Raw genomic sequence first — 16,637 nt, forward strand, 5'->3', positions numbered from 1 at the left:
ATACCGACAAATCTTAGAAAGGTGCGGGGCAAGACGCAGTAGTTTTAGAAGAAGTGCGCTGGGGAAGATTAGTAGCAGCGGGATCGTAGGCTGTAAGAACTATATCGCCTTTTTTGTTGAACACCCATCCTTGCGCAGGGACAACTTTTTGAGTATTGGTAGTAGAAGAAATTGTCGGTTGGTTGATAGTTGCACTTTGGACATTACTGCTAGTGACAGCAGGTTGTACCAAATCAACCCGAACATTGTCGCTGCTGAAGCTTTCATTGGGGCTAGGTGGTAAACCACCACGTCCAGTGATGATAAATTCACTACCACCAAGTTTTTGACAGGGGTTCTGAGCGATCTGATCTTGAGGATCTACTACAGTCTCTGGTAATTCCACTAACCCGCGACTGGGATCAACATCTGGGGTATTAATTTGTACCGTACCACTGAACTGCGGCCCCAATTGGGATGAGGCGATGATATCGCTCTCTGGCGTGAAATCCTCTCGGAACTGGGTGCCAAAGATGCTATCTGCCGTAATGATAATCCTGCCCCCAAAGCTTTCTTCTGCTCTAGCGCTGATATCGCTATTTTCTAAGGCTATAAGGTTGCCTGTTGTAATATCTATATTGCCACCCGTAGCTATACCTGTAGCATTAGTAGAGATATTGCTGTTGCGGCGCATGATTAGGTCGCGGGAGCGGAGGATGATGTTGCCTTGACCCCCTCTAGTTTGGGCAGTGATTGACGCTCGATTGTCCAGTCGGATATCTTTAGTAGTTGTGATTTCTATATCCCCTGCTTGGCGATTCTCCACATCACTGTTGGTACTTATTTGAGCGCCATTCTTCAGTGATAGCGATCGGGCGTTAATCTTGATTTTGCCAGCATCCCCTTCACCGACCGTGCTGGCAAACAATAGCCCTCCATCACTCATAAAAAGTGACCCTGCAATAATCTCGATGTCGCCAGCGTTGCCTTTTGCCCCTCTTTCTACACTGCTAAAGATAGCAGCGCGGTTAAAGATCTGATTCGGTTGAGGTTTATCGCTTATTCCTGCAATTTGGATCGTATCGCTAATATTTAGCTTCACATCTCCGGCATCACCAACACCACCAGGATCTGTATCGGTAGCTTCACGCACAAAGGTATTTAACTGACCACCATTAGTTAGTGAGAGCGACCTAGCTGTAATGCTAATATCTCCTCCTTTACCTTCACCTCCTGCTTCCACAGTAGTAAAGGCTGCACTGGGGAATGCAAAGATTTTGTCTGTACCATCAAAAGAGACTGTATCGGTGGCTTTAATTGTGATGTTGCCCGCATCTCCCTTGCCTGCAGTGTTGGAACTAATTTGCCCTCCATCAGTGACAAAAAGTGACCCTGTGAAAATCTCGATGTTTCCAGCTTTGCCCGTTGCCCCACTACCGACACCGCTAAAAATTCCACTGCGGGCAAAGATGTCATTGGGATCGGGTTTGTCACTTATTCCTGAAATCTTGATTTGGTCGCTGATGTTGAGCTTCACATTTCCGGCATTACCAATACCGCTACCACCTTCACGCACAAAAGTATTTAACTCACCGCCATTAGTTAGTGAGAGCGATTTAGCTGTAATATTGACGTCCCCTGCTTTACCCTCACCTCCTGGTTCGATGGTGCTGAAAACTGCACTGGGAAATCCTTGGTTATCTGTGCCATCAAAAGAGACAGTATCGGTGGCATTAATTGTGATATTGCCTGCATCTCCCTTTGCAAAGGTGTTGGAAGTAATTTGTCCTCCACCAGTTACCAGCACAGATTCCCTAGTGTCAATACTGATATTACCTGCATTCCCTTCACCTGCGGTGTTGGAACTAATTAGCCCGCCATCAGTCACCAAGAGCGATCCCGCATTGATATCTATGTTGCCTGCTTTGCCCTTCGCCCCGCCTCCTAAATTGCTAAATATCCCACTGCGGGCAAAGACGTCATTAGGGGCAAGTTTGTCACTTATTCCTGCTATTTTTATAGTATCGCTGATGTTGAGCTTTACATTTCCAGCATTACCAATACCATTAGTAGCTGTTGTAGTTGCTTCACGCACAAAGGTATTTAAATTACCTCCATTGGTCAGCGAGAGTAACCTGGCAGTAATGCTAATATCTCCTCCTTTACCCTCACCTCCTGCTTCGATGATACTGAAGGCTGCACTGGCAAATCCTTGATTATCTGTGCGATCAAAAGAGACAGTATCAGCATTAATTGTGATATTGCCAGCATCCCCCTTGCCTGCGGTGTTGGAACTGATTTGCCCTCCATCAGTGACGAAAAGTGACCCTGTAAAAATTTCGATATTTCCAGCTTTGCCTGTTCCCCCATTACCCAGATTACTAAAGATCCCACTGCGGATGCCATTATTACTAACTCCTGCAATTTTTATAGTATCGCTGATATTCAGCTTCACATTTCCGGCATCACCAATGCCTCCAGCTGCTGTTGTTGAAGCTTCACGTACAAAGGTATTCAACTCACCACCATTAGTTAATGAGAGTGATCTAGCAGTAATGCTAATGTCTCCTCCTTTACCCTCACCTCCAGGTTCAATTGTGCTGAAGGCTGCACTAGGAAATCCTTGGTTAACGTTGGCATCAAAGGTAACTATATCAGCATTGATTGTGATGTTGCCCGCATCCCCCTTGCCAAAGGTGCTGGAAATCAGTTGTCCTCCACCAGTCACCAATAGTGAATTTGCTATGACGTTGATGTTTCCAGCATTACCTGTAGCATTAGGATAAACATTATTCCGTATGAGACTGGCTTCCTCAAGCCTGATCGTACCTGTTGCATTAAGGGTAATATCGCCTGCTTTTGGGTCTGCTATTCCCGAATTCGTTTCTATGCCAGCAAAAAGTCTACTGAGTCCTAATATATCTAGATTTCGTGTATTAACTGCAATATCACCACCACCAGCACCAGCTACAAAGGCGATCGCGTTATTTTTAAAAAACACATCCCCTCGCGCTACACCATCGGGAAAACTCAGACTGCCATCAGGATTTATTCCTACTGTTCCTGCTGTTGACAATCCCCCTACCTCAATTCTTCCTCCTGGTGCAAAAAGAATTCCGCCATCTAAGCTAACATTACCGCCTACCAGTGCTAAAGTCTTGCCTGGTTGCACTTGAAGAATGCTACGAAAAACACTATCACCCACTACAGAACGATTAGTAGTGATGTCCCTTGGATTATCCCGAAACCGCAAACCCACAGGAATATTCACAGTCAACACAGATGCTGGCGGGTTGGCAGCACTAAATTCAACTCCATTGTCAAATACTATACTGCTGGCTGTACTGCCAAAAAATGAGCCACCCAAAACTAATTGAGCATTTGGACCAAAGTTTATTCCGTTGGGATTTATCAAAAACAGATTTGCTGTACTTAAATTTAGATTGGTATCAACAACACCCAGTATTCCCTGAATATTTGAGGGATTGCCACCAGTAACTCGCGTCAGAATATTGGTAATACCATTAGGATTGGAAAAATAGGCTGCTCTATTTTCACCGACATTAAACTCCTGAAAACTGTGAAACAAATTTGAGCCGCGAGTAGCACCACCATTAATGATGTCAATATTAGTATTCAGGGGACTTACCGTTGAACTTTCATTACCTAGAGTGCTATCTGGTGTAATTTGTGCTGTGGCAGAACATATTGGTGCAAGACTGCCCAAAATTGTTAGAGATAAAGTAGTAAAAAATAATGACCAAGTTGATTTCATCATCAATATATTCAAAATTTAAAAGTCAAAAATTTGGTGCGCTTGTAAATTCAATGCGATCCCCCTAAATCCCCCTAAAAAAAGGGGGACTTTAAGAGAAGCTCCTTACACCCGTAACAAAGGGGACTTTAAGAGAAGTTTCTCATCCTTTAAAAAAGGAGACTTTATAGAGAAGGTTCTTGCCTCCGTAACAAGAGGGACTTGAAGAGAAACTTCTTGCCCCCCTTAGTAAGGGGGGTTGAGGGGATCAAATACCTGCGGCGCAACTCCACATAAGTTGTGTATAAACGGTAGCATTGCTATAGCAAGGGATATCCGATCACACACAGTAAGGTTTTTCATGCCTAGCGGTAAAACTTGTTTCATAGGGACTGTTTGAAAATTTCCTAAAAAGGACTGTAATTAATGGAAAAATACAATCCTTGTTCTTGTAAAGTTCGATCGCTGTCGTCTGCACTGACAAGAGGAATGCCGTAGTCAATACGGGCGTTAAAATTATTACCCATTTGCCACAGTAATCCCACGCCTGCACCGATTAATGTATTGGGATCTGGATCGGGACTAGGACTATCGGAACTGTTCCAGCCCACACCAAAATCCACAAAGGGTACTACTTGTAGTAGCCCTTGGACTTCATTCACTCGCAACACAGGAAACCTAACTTCTGCTGAGGTAAAAAAGCCGCTATCGGTCAAAAGTCTGTCTTGTCGATAACCACGAACGCTTTGCAGCCCTCCTATTGCAAATTGTTCTAATGGTACGAGGGGTCTAGTTGCTAGCTGCAAATCTGAGCGCAATACTAATAAAGTATCTGGTGCTAGCAATCGTACATACTGTCCTTGTCCGCGCCAAGAGAAATAGCGACTATCAGGAGGATCTTCGTTCACAGTGGCATTAAACCAACCAACTCCTAAACTAAGTTGCGATCGCACAGCAAAAACTTGTTGCGGACTGCGCTGTGTATATTCCTGGATAAATCGCAGTGCAGAGATGCGCGTTTCTCCATTGTCTTCTGCACCCGCAGATAATGGGAAATCCTCCCCTTGTAGTTTGGTTTGGCTTTGTTGGCGAGAAAAGGTTAAACCTAGTGCTAGCTCTTGGGTGGGAGTTTGAAAAATCGGCTGACGAACGCCAAAATCTAGGTAAAAAGAGTCACCAGTAATATCGATGCGATCAAAAGGTGGTTCAATGACATCTGTATCTGTTATGCCTCCAGCTATTGTAAAAGTACCGTTGCGAGGATTAAACGGTAGTGTATAGCTCAGATCGTAGGTGTTGCTTCCATCAGTATTGGTGTATTGAAAGTTAAAGCGATCGCCCAAATCCGATAAATTCTCTTCATTCAGAATAATACCCCTGCGAAAACTGCCAACACTGGGAACACGTCCGTTATCAACAAAAAACTCTGTCCGAAAAGAGTCCGTTTCTTGAACTGTGACTTCTAACAAACTTAGTTCTGGACGCGATCCCGCAGATAACTCAGCAGAAAGATTTTTAATTAAAGGGTTAAGTTGTAATAGTTGCAATGCTTCTAGAAGACGATTGCGATTTAAAGGTTTAGAGGTGCCAAGGGCGATGCGACTGCGTACATAGCTGGGGTTCAACCGCCTCGTACCTGCCACTCGAATATCTTCTATTCCACCTTCAATAATTTGAATTTTGACAATTGCTCCTTCCTTTGATAGAGTTTGATTCGCTGGAATTACAGCACCAGAATTGATATAGCCCGCCTCGGTGTAAAGCTTGGTAATAATATTTTCAACTTGTAGGAGTTCGGTGAAGGAGAGTGGGCGGTTTAGAAAATTGGCTGTTGCTTCACTTAACTTTTTGTCGCTAAATGCTGTATTTCCTTCAAACTCAAATTGTTTAATGGTGACGCTTCCAGGAATTTCAGGACGGGGTGTAGATTCTATGGCTGGAGGAGGAGTTTGTTCTAGAGGAGGTGTTGGTGATGGTTCTGGTGTCGGAATGGGTTGTATTGGTGGAGGTGGTGTGGGAGTAATAGGATTGGGAAGTTGCGCCACAACCCAAGTCGGTGCTGTACTATTTTGAGTAGGAGTTAAGATCTGGTATTTATGACCTAAAAAATTATTTTCGTTCCTATTTCCTGCTATTACGTCCTGACTATTTCTAATTTGTGCAGCAATTAAGCTGTTTCTATCTTTTTTGACTTTGGTCTGTATCTGGCTATTTATATTATCAACTTTAGCGAATAAGCCTTTAACTTTGAGAGGTTCAGTCGCTAAGTTAACAGCCAATGTTTTGCCAGTATAGAAGGACATTAATACCTTCAAAGTCAACAAAGAAATGGTTAAATTTAGTTTCAAAGACTGCCTACCCATTCAAAGGAATTAATTTTTATTAATCTCAATATTTTTAATAAAAGTAACATTAATATAGTTTGTAGTAACTGTCATTTAAGTTGAAATAAAATGTAATACTTAAATATAGCTGAGAGGGTGAGTCATGAGCGATTTTTGTCAACAAATAAACACATTACTTTAAGTAAGATGTAAGGAATGTATAATAAAATGGCAGAAGTGCAAAAACAATTATTGTGTAGTCGCTACCAAATCCTCAGAGAATTAGGAAGAGGTGGGTTTGGGATAACTTATCTTGCCAAGGATGTGTTGTCTAACTTTTTGTGTGCCATAAAAAAACTAGATCCTCTCAGTGCTGATATTGAAACAGCCAAAAAATTATTTCATAGAGAAGTTAATATATTAAATAATTTACAAGCCAATAAACTTATTCCTAAGTTTTTTAATTATTTTGAGGAAGAAGGTAATTTTTATCTAGTTGAAGAATATATAGAAGGTTTACCTTTGACTGAACTCCTTGATGAACAATGGACAGAGCAGGAGGTTCTTAATTTTTTACGACAGATTCTTGACGTTCTCGCATCTCTGCACAGAAGAAATATTATTCATCGAGATGTCAAACCATCCAATTTGATTGTCAGGAATGAAAACAAACAATTTGTCTTAATTGACTTTGGCTCAGTCAAACAAGTTGATATTAGTTACCCATCTTTCCAATCACCACATACGCAAACAATGATTGGAACTCCTGGGTATGCTCCTCCAGAACAAATGGCAGGAAAACCACGTTTTAATAGCGATATCTATTCATTAGGTTTAACAGCAATCCAGCTACTTACTAAAATGCATCCCAGAGAATTGAGACGGGATGACGAAGACAAAATTGTATGGACTCATGAGTTTGTTATTAATAACTCTTTAGCTGGGATTTTAACAAAAATGGTTTATAACAATCCTGAGCGACGCTACCAGTCTGTAGAAGAGGTTGTTAACGATTTGGGTAAAACTGAAATTAGCCCACCATTAACTCAGCCACCAACTTTTCAAACCTCAGAAACTCAAAGAAAAAAAACAATAAGCTTACCAAATATTAAACTTTGGCATATTCCTATCTTCTTAGCTACATTAGCAATTATAGTAACCTGTGTAGAAGTATTCAATCCTTTTTTAAGACCACTATATTTAACATATCAAGCTAATAGTTTACTCGACCAACATCAAGCTGGTGCAGCACTTGAAAAATTTAATCACTTAAAAGAAATTCAACCAAATTCTGCTGAAGCATGGAAAGGAAGAGGGGATGCTCTGTTTGTATTAGGGCGAGACTCGGCAGCTTTAGATTCTTATAACAAAGCGATTTCTCTCCAGCCACAAGATAAGAAAATACTGAATAAAATTTTAATTAATAAAGGCAAGTTGCTATATAGACAGCAAAAATATCAAGAAGCCTCAAATATTTATGACAAAGTACTCAGTAATGACCACAATAATCCGGAAGCTTTAAGTGGAAAAGGTTTATCTTTGTTAGCGTTGGGACAGAAAAAAGAAGCTTTAGAATACTTAGAGCAAGTGAGGCAAATCAAACCTGATGATCCAAGATTTTGGCAGGAAATAGGTTACACTGTAGAACAATTACAAGGACGACAAGCTGCAAGAATATATTTTGATGAAGCGTTGTCATCTTATGATGATCTGCTCAAAATTAGACGAAACAATCCGATTATTTGGACGGATAGAGGAACGATACTCCTTAAATTAAATCGTCCGCAAGAAGCTCTTGATTCTTATGAAGAAGCTCTCAAAATAGATCGTGATTTCTATGAGGCTTTAGTTGGTAAAGGTAATGCGTTGAGTGCTTTAGGACAACCGAGTAAAGCACTTTTTGCTTTTAGGCAAGCTAGTGAAGTACGCCCGCAAGATCATACAGTTTGGTATAATCAGGGGCTTTTACTGACACAAACCTTAAAAAATCATGAGGAAGCTTTAAAAGCTTTTGAGCAAGCGATCGCCCAGAAAAAAGATTTTTATCCTGCTTGGGTGAATAAATCATTAGTGCTACTAGAATTAGGACGCAACAGTGAAGCACTAGCTGCTATTGACGCAGCCAAAAACTTGCAACCTCAAGATCCCGATGTTTGGGATATTCGAGGAGATATCTTAAAGGAATTAGGAAATACTAAAGAAGCTAGCAATTCCTATAATACATCTCAAAAATTGAGGTCTTCTTTAGAACAGCCTTAATTAGGGAATGGGGAACAGCTACAGAGGACACGGGGATGCAAAGACGCAAAGACATTTTCACTCTCTTCCTGTGCTGTACAAGAAGGCGATCGCGCTATTGGTATACGCTGTGAATGATGGCTACTTAAATAGAATTCTTTGGCAACCGACTCAGCATTTGGACATAGTAAAATTTTCTACCTTTATTAGGACGCTAACAATTAACTGAACATGATATCGTAGCATCAGAGGTATGGCAGGCAGTAAGCATATCAATCAGGAATATTTAAACTAAAAGTAAGTTTTTAGCTACGGTTGCGTTGTTTTTAAGTGAGCTTCACAAACGATCGCAATCTCTAGAACGACTGCTCCCACTATGGAGTACGGCTTTTTTCCGCTTCAAAGGTATGATTCGTTAAGTAAAGTATTATCTAGGTTTATACAGATATGACACAAACAATTTCAATCAATAACAGTCAAAAATTGATTATTGAACCTCTTTCCATGCCATCTCGCCTGCTGTTGGGGCCTGGCCCTTCAAATGCTCATCCTGCTATTCTACAGGCTATGAATACTCCCCCCGTAGGACATCTCGATCCAGCATTTTTTGGAGTCATGGATGAGATTCAATCCCTATTGCGTTACGTCTGGCAAACGGAAAACTCCCTAACCATTGCGATGAGTGGTACGGGAACATCTGCAATGGAAGCAACCATCGCCAATGTCACAGAACCAGGTGATGTGGTGTTGGTGGGTGTAATGGGTTACTTTGGCAATCGTCTTGTCGATATGGCTGGACGATATGGTGCAGATGTACGCACCATTACAAAATCCTGGGGACAAGTTTTTTCGCTGGACGAGTTGCGTACTGCTGTTGAAACTCACCGCCCGGCGATTCTCGCTTTAGTTCATGCCGAAACTTCTACAGGCGCTCGTCAACCTTTGGAAGGAGTGGGTGAGTTATGCCGTGAATTTGGGTGTTTGCTGCTATTAGATACAGTGACAAGTTTAGGTGGTGTCCCCATATTTTTAGATGAGTGGGGAGTCGATCTAGCTTATAGCTGTAGTCAGAAAGGCTTAAGTTGTCCGCCTGGTGCTTCTCCTTTTACCATGAGTTCCCGTGCCTGGGAGAAACTGCACAAGCGCCGCACCAAAGTGGCTAACTTCTATTTAGACATGACGTTGTTAAGCAAATATTGGAGTAGCGATCGCATCTATCACCACACAGCACCAATTAATATGTACTATGCATTGCGCGAAGCACTGCGCTTGCTTGCCGAAGAAGGCATAGAAAACTCTTGGCAGCGTCATCAACAAAATGTAGAGTATCTCTGGCAGCAATTGGAAGACTTAGGACTGAGCTTGCACGTTGAAAAAGAATATCGCTTGCCGACACTGACTACAGTTCGCATTCCCGACGGAATTGATGGTAAAGCGATCGCACGTCAGTTGCTCTTAGAATACGGCATTGAGATTGGCGGTGGGTTGGGCGAATTAGCCGGGAAAGTCTGGCGGATTGGATTGATGGGTTTCAACAGCCGTAAAGAAAACGTGGATCGACTCGTAGCAGCACTGCGGCAAGTGTTACCCAAGTAATTCCGTTTCTCAAAAACATGGCTAAAAAATCATGTTTTAGAAATCCACCACAGATAGACACAGATAAACCACGAGATAAATCATCCGTGTGCATCTGTGTTTATCTGTGTTCGTTATCATCATAAAATTCTTTAGGTGCAGCTAAGGTAAGTTCGGCTAATTCATATTAGGCGTGAATTAGTATAAAATGTGCGGCTAATATAATAGCGAGTGCGGATTTACAAAAACTGCGCTCGTTTCTCCTTCTGTCTAAGCTAGACTGAAAAATAGCAGGAAACCAGACGGCAAGACTGCGATTATTTAAGATATTAAGCAGTTCATCCGGCCAAAACTCAATTATTTTCGGCTATTAATTCATGCTGCATCGCTTCTCAAAACAGGGCGTGATTTGTATCACCCAACCAAATCATGCTTGGCTTTCAGGACAACTAGCACAAGCTTGGGGCAATCAAACATTTGGTGAGCTTTTTCCTAAAAAAGAAGTTTGTTTGGGTGCAGAACAACATGACATCGGTTGGCTAGGCTGGGAACAAGCCCCAACACTCAATCCGCAAACGGGCTACCCCCACAGTTTTAAAGAACTTACCACTCAAGTACATATAAATATTTGGTCGGGTGCTAGCAAATCCGCACTTCCTCTAAGTAGATATGCAGCACTACTCGTCTCGCTACATGGCACAAGACTATACGAAAAATACACAAGCTGGCAAAATTCACCCACATCTACTCAAATTGTCCAGGACTTTTTACAACGTGAATATGCCTTTCAAAAGAAAATCATTGCGATTTTGAAAAATGATGAATACTACGCACCTTACGTAACACCAGAAGTGATTGAACGTAATAGAAAGCTAGTTGCAACTTGGGATGCGCTTTCAATTATTTGCTGTCAAGGATTAAGCGATGACGAGGAAGTTACTAAAGTGCCGACGATTGATGGTGAAACAACATTAAAACTAAGCTTGATAGAAGAGAATGATTACCATCAGTGTATAGGCATATATCCTTGGCCATTTCAGCAAGATGAAGTTACAGTAATTTATGAAGGACGGCTTTTGCAGCACTCTTTTAGTGATGAGCAAGCGATGCGAGAAGCTTTGATAGGAGATTGTTGGGTAAGTCTTAGTACTACATTGAAGGCAGAGTAAGGATCAAGAAACTTATTTTAGAGGCTTTCTTGCCTTCTCCTCATAGTCGTTATTTAAAAACTTTCTCCCAAAATACGCTTCTTTAATTCTTCCGTTTTTTCGTAACTTAAACGATATACTTCTGGTTCATCTCTACCAACTATATGCCCTTGAACATAGCTTACACCTAATGCCTTGAGTCTATGCAAGCTAATAGGAGTATGCTCATCTACACCTTCTATAATTATCTGAGCCGGATTGAGATTATTGGCACCAACAATTTCATGAACAAAACGAATAATAACATCACCGGGTTGATGATGTAGAATCTCACGGTCTATCTTGACATGGGATGGACTCAATCCTGCTAGACGCGAAACAGAAGCATACCCTACTCCAAAATCATCTATTGCAAATCTAATTTTTAATTTACTTACATAATCCAGTAGTTTATTTTTGAAAAAGTTTAAAGGATTTTTGATCCGAATACTACCTTGATATTCTGGTAAAGCAGTTTTTTCAGAAATTTCTAATATTAAATTTCTGGGTGAAATTACTTTTGCTTTGAGAATTTGACTTACTGTTTCAAAGTACGCTGATCTGATTAGAGATTCGGGGTAAACATTTACTGACAAAGGCACAATATCCCCTGCTCTCCTCTGTTTTGTTTTTCTCGCTTGACGATAGCTTTCGGTGGCAACCCTGAGAAAATGCTGATCCAGTTCAATAGTGAATCTAGGCCCCCAAAGTTCTGCTGCTTGAAATAAATCAGAAGGGGCTGTCAAACTTTCCGGGTTTCTCGCTAGAGCTTCCCAGCCACTGATAAATAAGTCTTCCGCATCCAGATGAATAACAGGCTCAAAGTGGACAACCATTCTTTGGAGGCGTTCATAAAATAAATTAAATCTTCTTTCATATAAATTGACAGAAACAAAACCAAACGCTCTTTTCAAATCATCAATAATTGCTGCCTCAATCAATTCAGGCTGTAATAAGGATTTTTGAGTATATTGTTGATAAAATGTAGATAAAATTCTACTATATGCATCTCCTAGCAGATGAGAATCTCGGTGTATTCCACAAACAACCATTATTTCTTCTGCCAGTGAAGATATCAACGGGATAACTACAAATGCATTAGAAATACCTCTTTTGCATTCATGAATTTGATAAATACCATGACGAGCAGAGTTAAAAACCGATTGTTGCAAAATATTAGGTAGAATTTTTACTTTTAAATTATCAATATAATCTTGAAAATTATCTCCAATAAATTCACTTCTTGATTGCACCATCCAGGTATCCTGATTTTGATGTTGCAATATAAAGACAAAATCAGATTCGGAAATCTGTCGAATTATTTCAAGTAAGCGATTCTCAATCTTCAAATCAATATTTAAATTATTAAGTGATGAGTTTTTTGTCAAATTCTCATCTTTTAACCGGGTGATTAACTCGTTTATAAAAGATTCATAAGGCTCAAGAAAATTATGTAGATAATAAGTTTGTGGATGTAAATTATTGATGTTTCCTAAAGTAAATTTGGCAAAGTTTATCTTATTTATGGTTGATGGAGTCTTTGGCTGTTTATTTGTAGACCGTGTTTTTGCTAACTGAATCTTGTAGCCCTCTCTAACAGCATAAATGCCTGGTTTCATATTTGGTGCTACTTCCTGCACTCTCTTGCGGGCATACTCGTGCAGTTCATTGACGGAAATCATACCATCGTTATCTGTGTCAGCGGTACCTGTCTCAATTCCTTCTACAAGGTAATGAGTGTAAATTGAGAAGCCTTCTCCTTTTTGCTCAAAAGAATACTGAGTGGCAGTTGAAGAAGTTAAAACTGCCCGTCCTTCTACTTCTAATGGTTTCTTGGTTTCTACTAGTTGATTTTTAATATCCAGGCTACCGTTGTCTTTAGCCTTCATGCCTTCTGCAAACGCACCGCTAAAGCAACAATCGAGAATAATGACTTGCCGCCGAGAACGACTATTTTCCATCACATCATGGATCGTGCTGGCAGCAGTTGCGCTAGTTTTGATCAATTCTCCATTCCCATTTTTGTGGGTAAGGCTTGTTGCTAGGAAAAGCCTGCCGCTATCGTCTTTAATTCCGTGACCAGAGAAGTACAGTAGCACTAAATCATCTTTGTAGCAATTAGAAAATAATTTCTCAATCGCCTCTTCCATTGCTTGCCGTTGAGGATTTTCTAGAACTGTGATATCTGCCTCAGCAAAACCGCCCATATCTGGATGCTGCAAGACTCGCTGCATAGCTTTGATATCTTGAATAGCGCCAGGCAACGGGTTTAAACTAGGCTCATCGTACTCACTCACCCCAATCAGCAAAGCAACTTTCGCCATTTACCTACCTTACTTGTTGTTGAGAAATTCTTGGGCTTTTTGCATAGCAAATTCAAACTCTTCCTTACTACTTGCTTCTACGCTCATTTCTCTACCATCAGGAGCTTTTACTGTCAGTTTAATTGGTTTATTGTTCAAGCGATCGCCCAAAAATCCAAACAATTTCTTGATATTTGCCGTACTGACTTCAGCCATCAGCAGTCCACTCAAAAAGCTGGCGATCGCTTTATTCCCCTCTGGTGGATTAGGATCGGGTACACGAGCAATTTCTTCGAGTTCATCTAGTTCTCGCATTTGTACTAACAGCTTTTTAACTTGCTCCTCTTTTTCTTCGTCGTTTAAGTCTGGATCGGCAAAGGCAATGATGAGTTTAATATTTGATGTAACTGCCATACTGCTGAATTTATTATCTAAGTTTAAGATACAGTATTTACACTGATCAGGTTTTACTTTATATAAATCATTGCAATAGCTGACAGTTACGCAAAACGGAGATTTTTATTTACTTAGTTCAAACTTTTCTTTCAAAAGAATATTGGCTAGCGATCGCACATAACTTAAACCACTACTTCAACCACACCCAACTGATACCAATTCAAGATAGAAATACGACAGATACTTAGGTTGGGTTATAGCTTGCTTCGTTGTAGGGGTACAAACTCAACCAAATGATTTTAATGATTTAATTGATTGGAATTATCTAGAATGCTTATAGAGTAAGGATTAAACGGAGAGAGAGGGATTCGAACCCTCGTTGAAGTTGCCCCCAAACAGCATTTCCAGTGCTGCGCCTTCAACCACTCGGCCATCTCTCCAGGCGTCACGATCTACTATCGTACAATAGGTTTCGACAAACTGCAATCAAATTTTATCCAAAATCCCAAATCCAAGATCAAAATGTCCCAGACACACACCATTACAGTTCACGATCGCGCCAAAGGCACAAAATACACCCTAGAAGTTCCCGATGATCGCTACATCCTGCACAGTTGTGAAAAACAAGGGGTAGAATTGCCTTTTTCCTGTCGCAATGGCGCTTGCACGACTTGTGCCGTTAGAGTACTCAAGGGAGAAATTTATCAACCAGAGGCTGTCGGGCTATCCCTGGAGTTACGCAATTCTGGTTATGCCCTGTTATGCGTCAGTTACGCCCGTTCTGACTTGGAAGTAGAGACACAAGACGAAGATGAAGTTTATGAACTCCAGTTCGGACGCTATTTCGGTAAGGGTAAAGTCAGGGCAGGTTTACCGTTGGACGAAGAATGATAATCAATTATTAGTCATTGGTCAATGGTCATTGGTTAGTAGGGGCGGGTTTTGTTGAGCATCTTGCCGTTCAAACAGATAATTTATCTTCTAAACCCGCACGGCAGTCGCTACAACGGGGGAAACCCCCCGAAGTTCTGATCGGCGGAAGCCGCCGCACCCTTACGGGAAGCCGCCTCCGGCGTCTACAGACTTCTCTCCGCAACGCGCTGCCTCCCGTACACTGGTTAGTAGTTAGTAGAATAACCAACAATTCACTACTATCTATTAACTACTAAAAAGTAATTCATGAATAAAATCGTTATCTTATCCTGCCTATTACTTATACTCGTAGGTTGTCAACTTCAAAATAAGCCTGAAGCAAAGGCACCGATGGAGGTAAAAGTCACACAAGTTGTCAGTGGGCAAACCATAGAAGTAATAGGGATAGGCGAGCAACCAAATTTGATTTCTCAAGTGCGGTTGTTAGGTATCGATACTCCAGATTTACAACAGCGCCCTTGGGGCAATGCAGCCAGAGAACGCCTGCAAGAGCTAATTGGTGAACAACCTGTCAAGCTGGAGTTTGATGTAGAAGTCAAGGATCAATTTGGGCGCACTCTGGCTTACGTATGGAAAGATGGAGCGTTATTGAATGAACAGTTAACCAAAGAAGGACATGCTCTATTTGTAGCGCGATCGCCTAACCATAAATACGATCGCCGTCTTGAACGCGCTCAACAAAGAGCAAGACTTTTGGGAATAGGTATTTGGAATCCAGAAAATCCCATGCGTTTTACTCCTGCTGAATTTCGCCGCCAATATCGTTAGCAGGGAAAGTAGGAGAGTGGAAGCAGGGGAGCAGAGGGGGAGTATAAACAACTAACCAATGACTATTGACTAATGACTAATGACTATTGACTATTAACTATGGACTAATGACTATGGACTAATGACTAATCTGCAAATCTTCCTAGACATTGCTACAGAAGCGGCGCTAGCTGCTGGCGCGGTTTTGCAAGGTTACTTGGGTAAAGTAGAAGATGCTATTACCGAAAAAGGACGCCCTGGCGATTTAGTCACTGTTGCCGATAAAGCTTCAGAAGAGGTGGTTTTGGAAGCTTTGCGCCGTCACTTTCCCGATCACGCCATACTTGCGGAAGAATCTGGGAAAATAGGAAATCAAGAAAATGAATTTCTTTGGGCGATTGATCCTTTGGATGGTACAACTAATTTTGCTCATCAATACCCATGTTTTACTGTATCCATCGGGTTGTTAATTGATGGCATACCGCAAGTAGGTGTCATTTACGATCCGTTTCACAATGAATTATTTCGTGCGGCACAAGGTTTGGGAGCGACACGTAACCGTCACCCTATTAGAGTTTCAGAAACTTCTAAACTAAGTAAAAGTCTTCTAGTAACAGGATTTGCCTACGATCGCCGGGAAACATCTGACAACAACTACGCAGAATTTTGTCACTTCACTCATCTTACTCAAGGAGTCAGGCGCACTGGTTCAGCGTCTCTCGATTTAGCTCATGTTGCCTGTGGACGTGTCGATGGCTATTGGGAGCGGGGAATTTCTCCTTGGGATATTGCGGCGGGCATAATTATCTTACGGGAAGCTGGGGGTAAAGTTACCGCCTATGATGGCACCCCCATCAAACTTAAATCGGGTAGGATTCTGGCGACAAATGGTTATATTCACGACATTATGATTCGCGAACTTCAACAAGTTCCACCCTTGTCTGCGTGGAAGTAATTTGAGAGGGGACGCAAAGCACAGGGGCAGAGGGGCAGGGGTGCAGAGGAGAGGAGGAGAACAACCAACTACTAACTATTAGCTATTAACTACTATCCACTAACTAGAGGACTCATATTGAATACATCTGTGCTTGGGTGTCACTTCGATGTTATATTTATTGAAATTAATTATCATCAAGCGACAAAATTTTATAACTATAATATGACCATTACGCTAACATGCGAAGAACTAGACGCAATCTGG

Annotated in this window: 11 protein-coding genes and 1 tRNA gene; 7 read left to right on the forward strand and 5 right to left on the reverse strand. The window is 41.3% G+C overall.

The genetic code is table 11. The features are described 5' to 3' along the window. Nucleotides 1-13: 13 nt before the first annotated feature. A complete protein-coding gene (locus tag QUB80_RS10520) occupies nucleotides 14-3,754 on the reverse strand; it encodes a two-partner secretion domain-containing protein (RefSeq protein ID WP_289789491.1) in 3,741 nt (1,246 codons plus the stop codon). A 386-nt stretch (nucleotides 3,755-4,140) separates the two neighbouring features. Next, complete coding sequence (locus QUB80_RS10525; RefSeq protein WP_289789440.1) at nucleotides 4,141-6,096, reverse strand: ShlB/FhaC/HecB family hemolysin secretion/activation protein; 1,956 nt, start codon at nucleotides 6,094-6,096, stop codon at nucleotides 4,141-4,143. Nucleotides 6,097-6,285: 189 nt separating this feature from the next. Between QUB80_RS10525 and QUB80_RS10530 the strand changes: the two genes are divergently transcribed. The 3 genes from QUB80_RS10530 (at nucleotide 6,286) to QUB80_RS10540 (ending at nucleotide 11,039) form a co-directional block, all read left to right on the forward strand. After that, complete coding sequence (locus tag QUB80_RS10530; protein WP_289789441.1) at nucleotides 6,286-8,316, forward strand: serine/threonine-protein kinase; 2,031 nt, start codon at nucleotides 6,286-6,288, stop codon at nucleotides 8,314-8,316. Nucleotides 8,317-8,742: 426 nt separating this feature from the next. Beyond that, entirely contained in the window at nucleotides 8,743-9,891 is a 1,149-nt protein-coding gene (locus QUB80_RS10535; RefSeq protein WP_289789442.1) for an alanine--glyoxylate aminotransferase family protein, read from the forward strand. 356 nt (nucleotides 9,892-10,247) lie between these two features. After that, on the forward strand, nucleotides 10,248-11,039 hold the full coding sequence (locus QUB80_RS10540) for a DUF3891 family protein (RefSeq protein ID WP_289789443.1): 792 nt from the start codon (nucleotides 10,248-10,250) through the stop codon (nucleotides 11,037-11,039). A 53-nt stretch (nucleotides 11,040-11,092) separates the two neighbouring features. Here the strand turns inward: QUB80_RS10540 and QUB80_RS10545 are convergent, their stop codons facing one another. The 3 genes from QUB80_RS10545 to QUB80_RS10555 all read right to left on the reverse strand — a co-directional run bounded on the left by QUB80_RS10545 (nucleotide 11,093) and on the right by QUB80_RS10555 (nucleotide 14,196). Beyond that, entirely contained in the window at nucleotides 11,093-13,381 is a 2,289-nt protein-coding gene (locus tag QUB80_RS10545; RefSeq protein WP_289789444.1) for a caspase, EACC1-associated type, read from the reverse strand. 9 nt (nucleotides 13,382-13,390) lie between these two features. Further along, a complete protein-coding gene (locus QUB80_RS10550; RefSeq protein WP_289789445.1) occupies nucleotides 13,391-13,774 on the reverse strand; it encodes a hypothetical protein in 384 nt (127 codons plus the stop codon). A 335-nt stretch (nucleotides 13,775-14,109) separates the two neighbouring features. Then, nucleotides 14,110-14,196: transfer RNA gene (locus tag QUB80_RS10555), tRNA-Ser, on the reverse strand. A gap of 82 nt (nucleotides 14,197-14,278) precedes the next feature. Here QUB80_RS10555 and QUB80_RS10560 point away from each other — a divergent pair. The 4 genes from QUB80_RS10560 (at nucleotide 14,279) to QUB80_RS10575 (ending at nucleotide 16,391) form a co-directional block, all read left to right on the forward strand. Next, entirely contained in the window at nucleotides 14,279-14,647 is a 369-nt protein-coding gene (locus tag QUB80_RS10560; RefSeq protein WP_289789446.1) for a 2Fe-2S iron-sulfur cluster-binding protein, read from the forward strand. 17 nt (nucleotides 14,648-14,664) lie between these two features. Next, nucleotides 14,665-14,925 (forward strand): hypothetical protein, encoded by a 261-nt coding sequence (locus QUB80_RS10565; protein ID WP_289789447.1) that lies wholly within the window; start codon nucleotides 14,665-14,667, stop codon nucleotides 14,923-14,925. A 10-nt stretch (nucleotides 14,926-14,935) separates the two neighbouring features. Beyond that, entirely contained in the window at nucleotides 14,936-15,457 is a 522-nt protein-coding gene (locus QUB80_RS10570) for a thermonuclease family protein (protein ID WP_289789448.1), read from the forward strand. A gap of 121 nt (nucleotides 15,458-15,578) precedes the next feature. Continuing rightward, nucleotides 15,579-16,391 carry an inositol monophosphatase family protein gene (locus QUB80_RS10575; RefSeq protein ID WP_289789449.1) on the forward strand — a complete coding sequence of 271 codons (813 nt, stop codon included), beginning with the start codon at nucleotides 15,579-15,581 and terminating at the stop codon, nucleotides 16,389-16,391. Nucleotides 16,392-16,637 lie beyond the last annotated feature (246 nt).

Source organism: Chlorogloeopsis sp. ULAP01 (assembly GCF_030381805.1).
Lineage (GTDB): Bacteria > Cyanobacteriota > Cyanobacteriia > Cyanobacteriales > Nostocaceae > Chlorogloeopsis.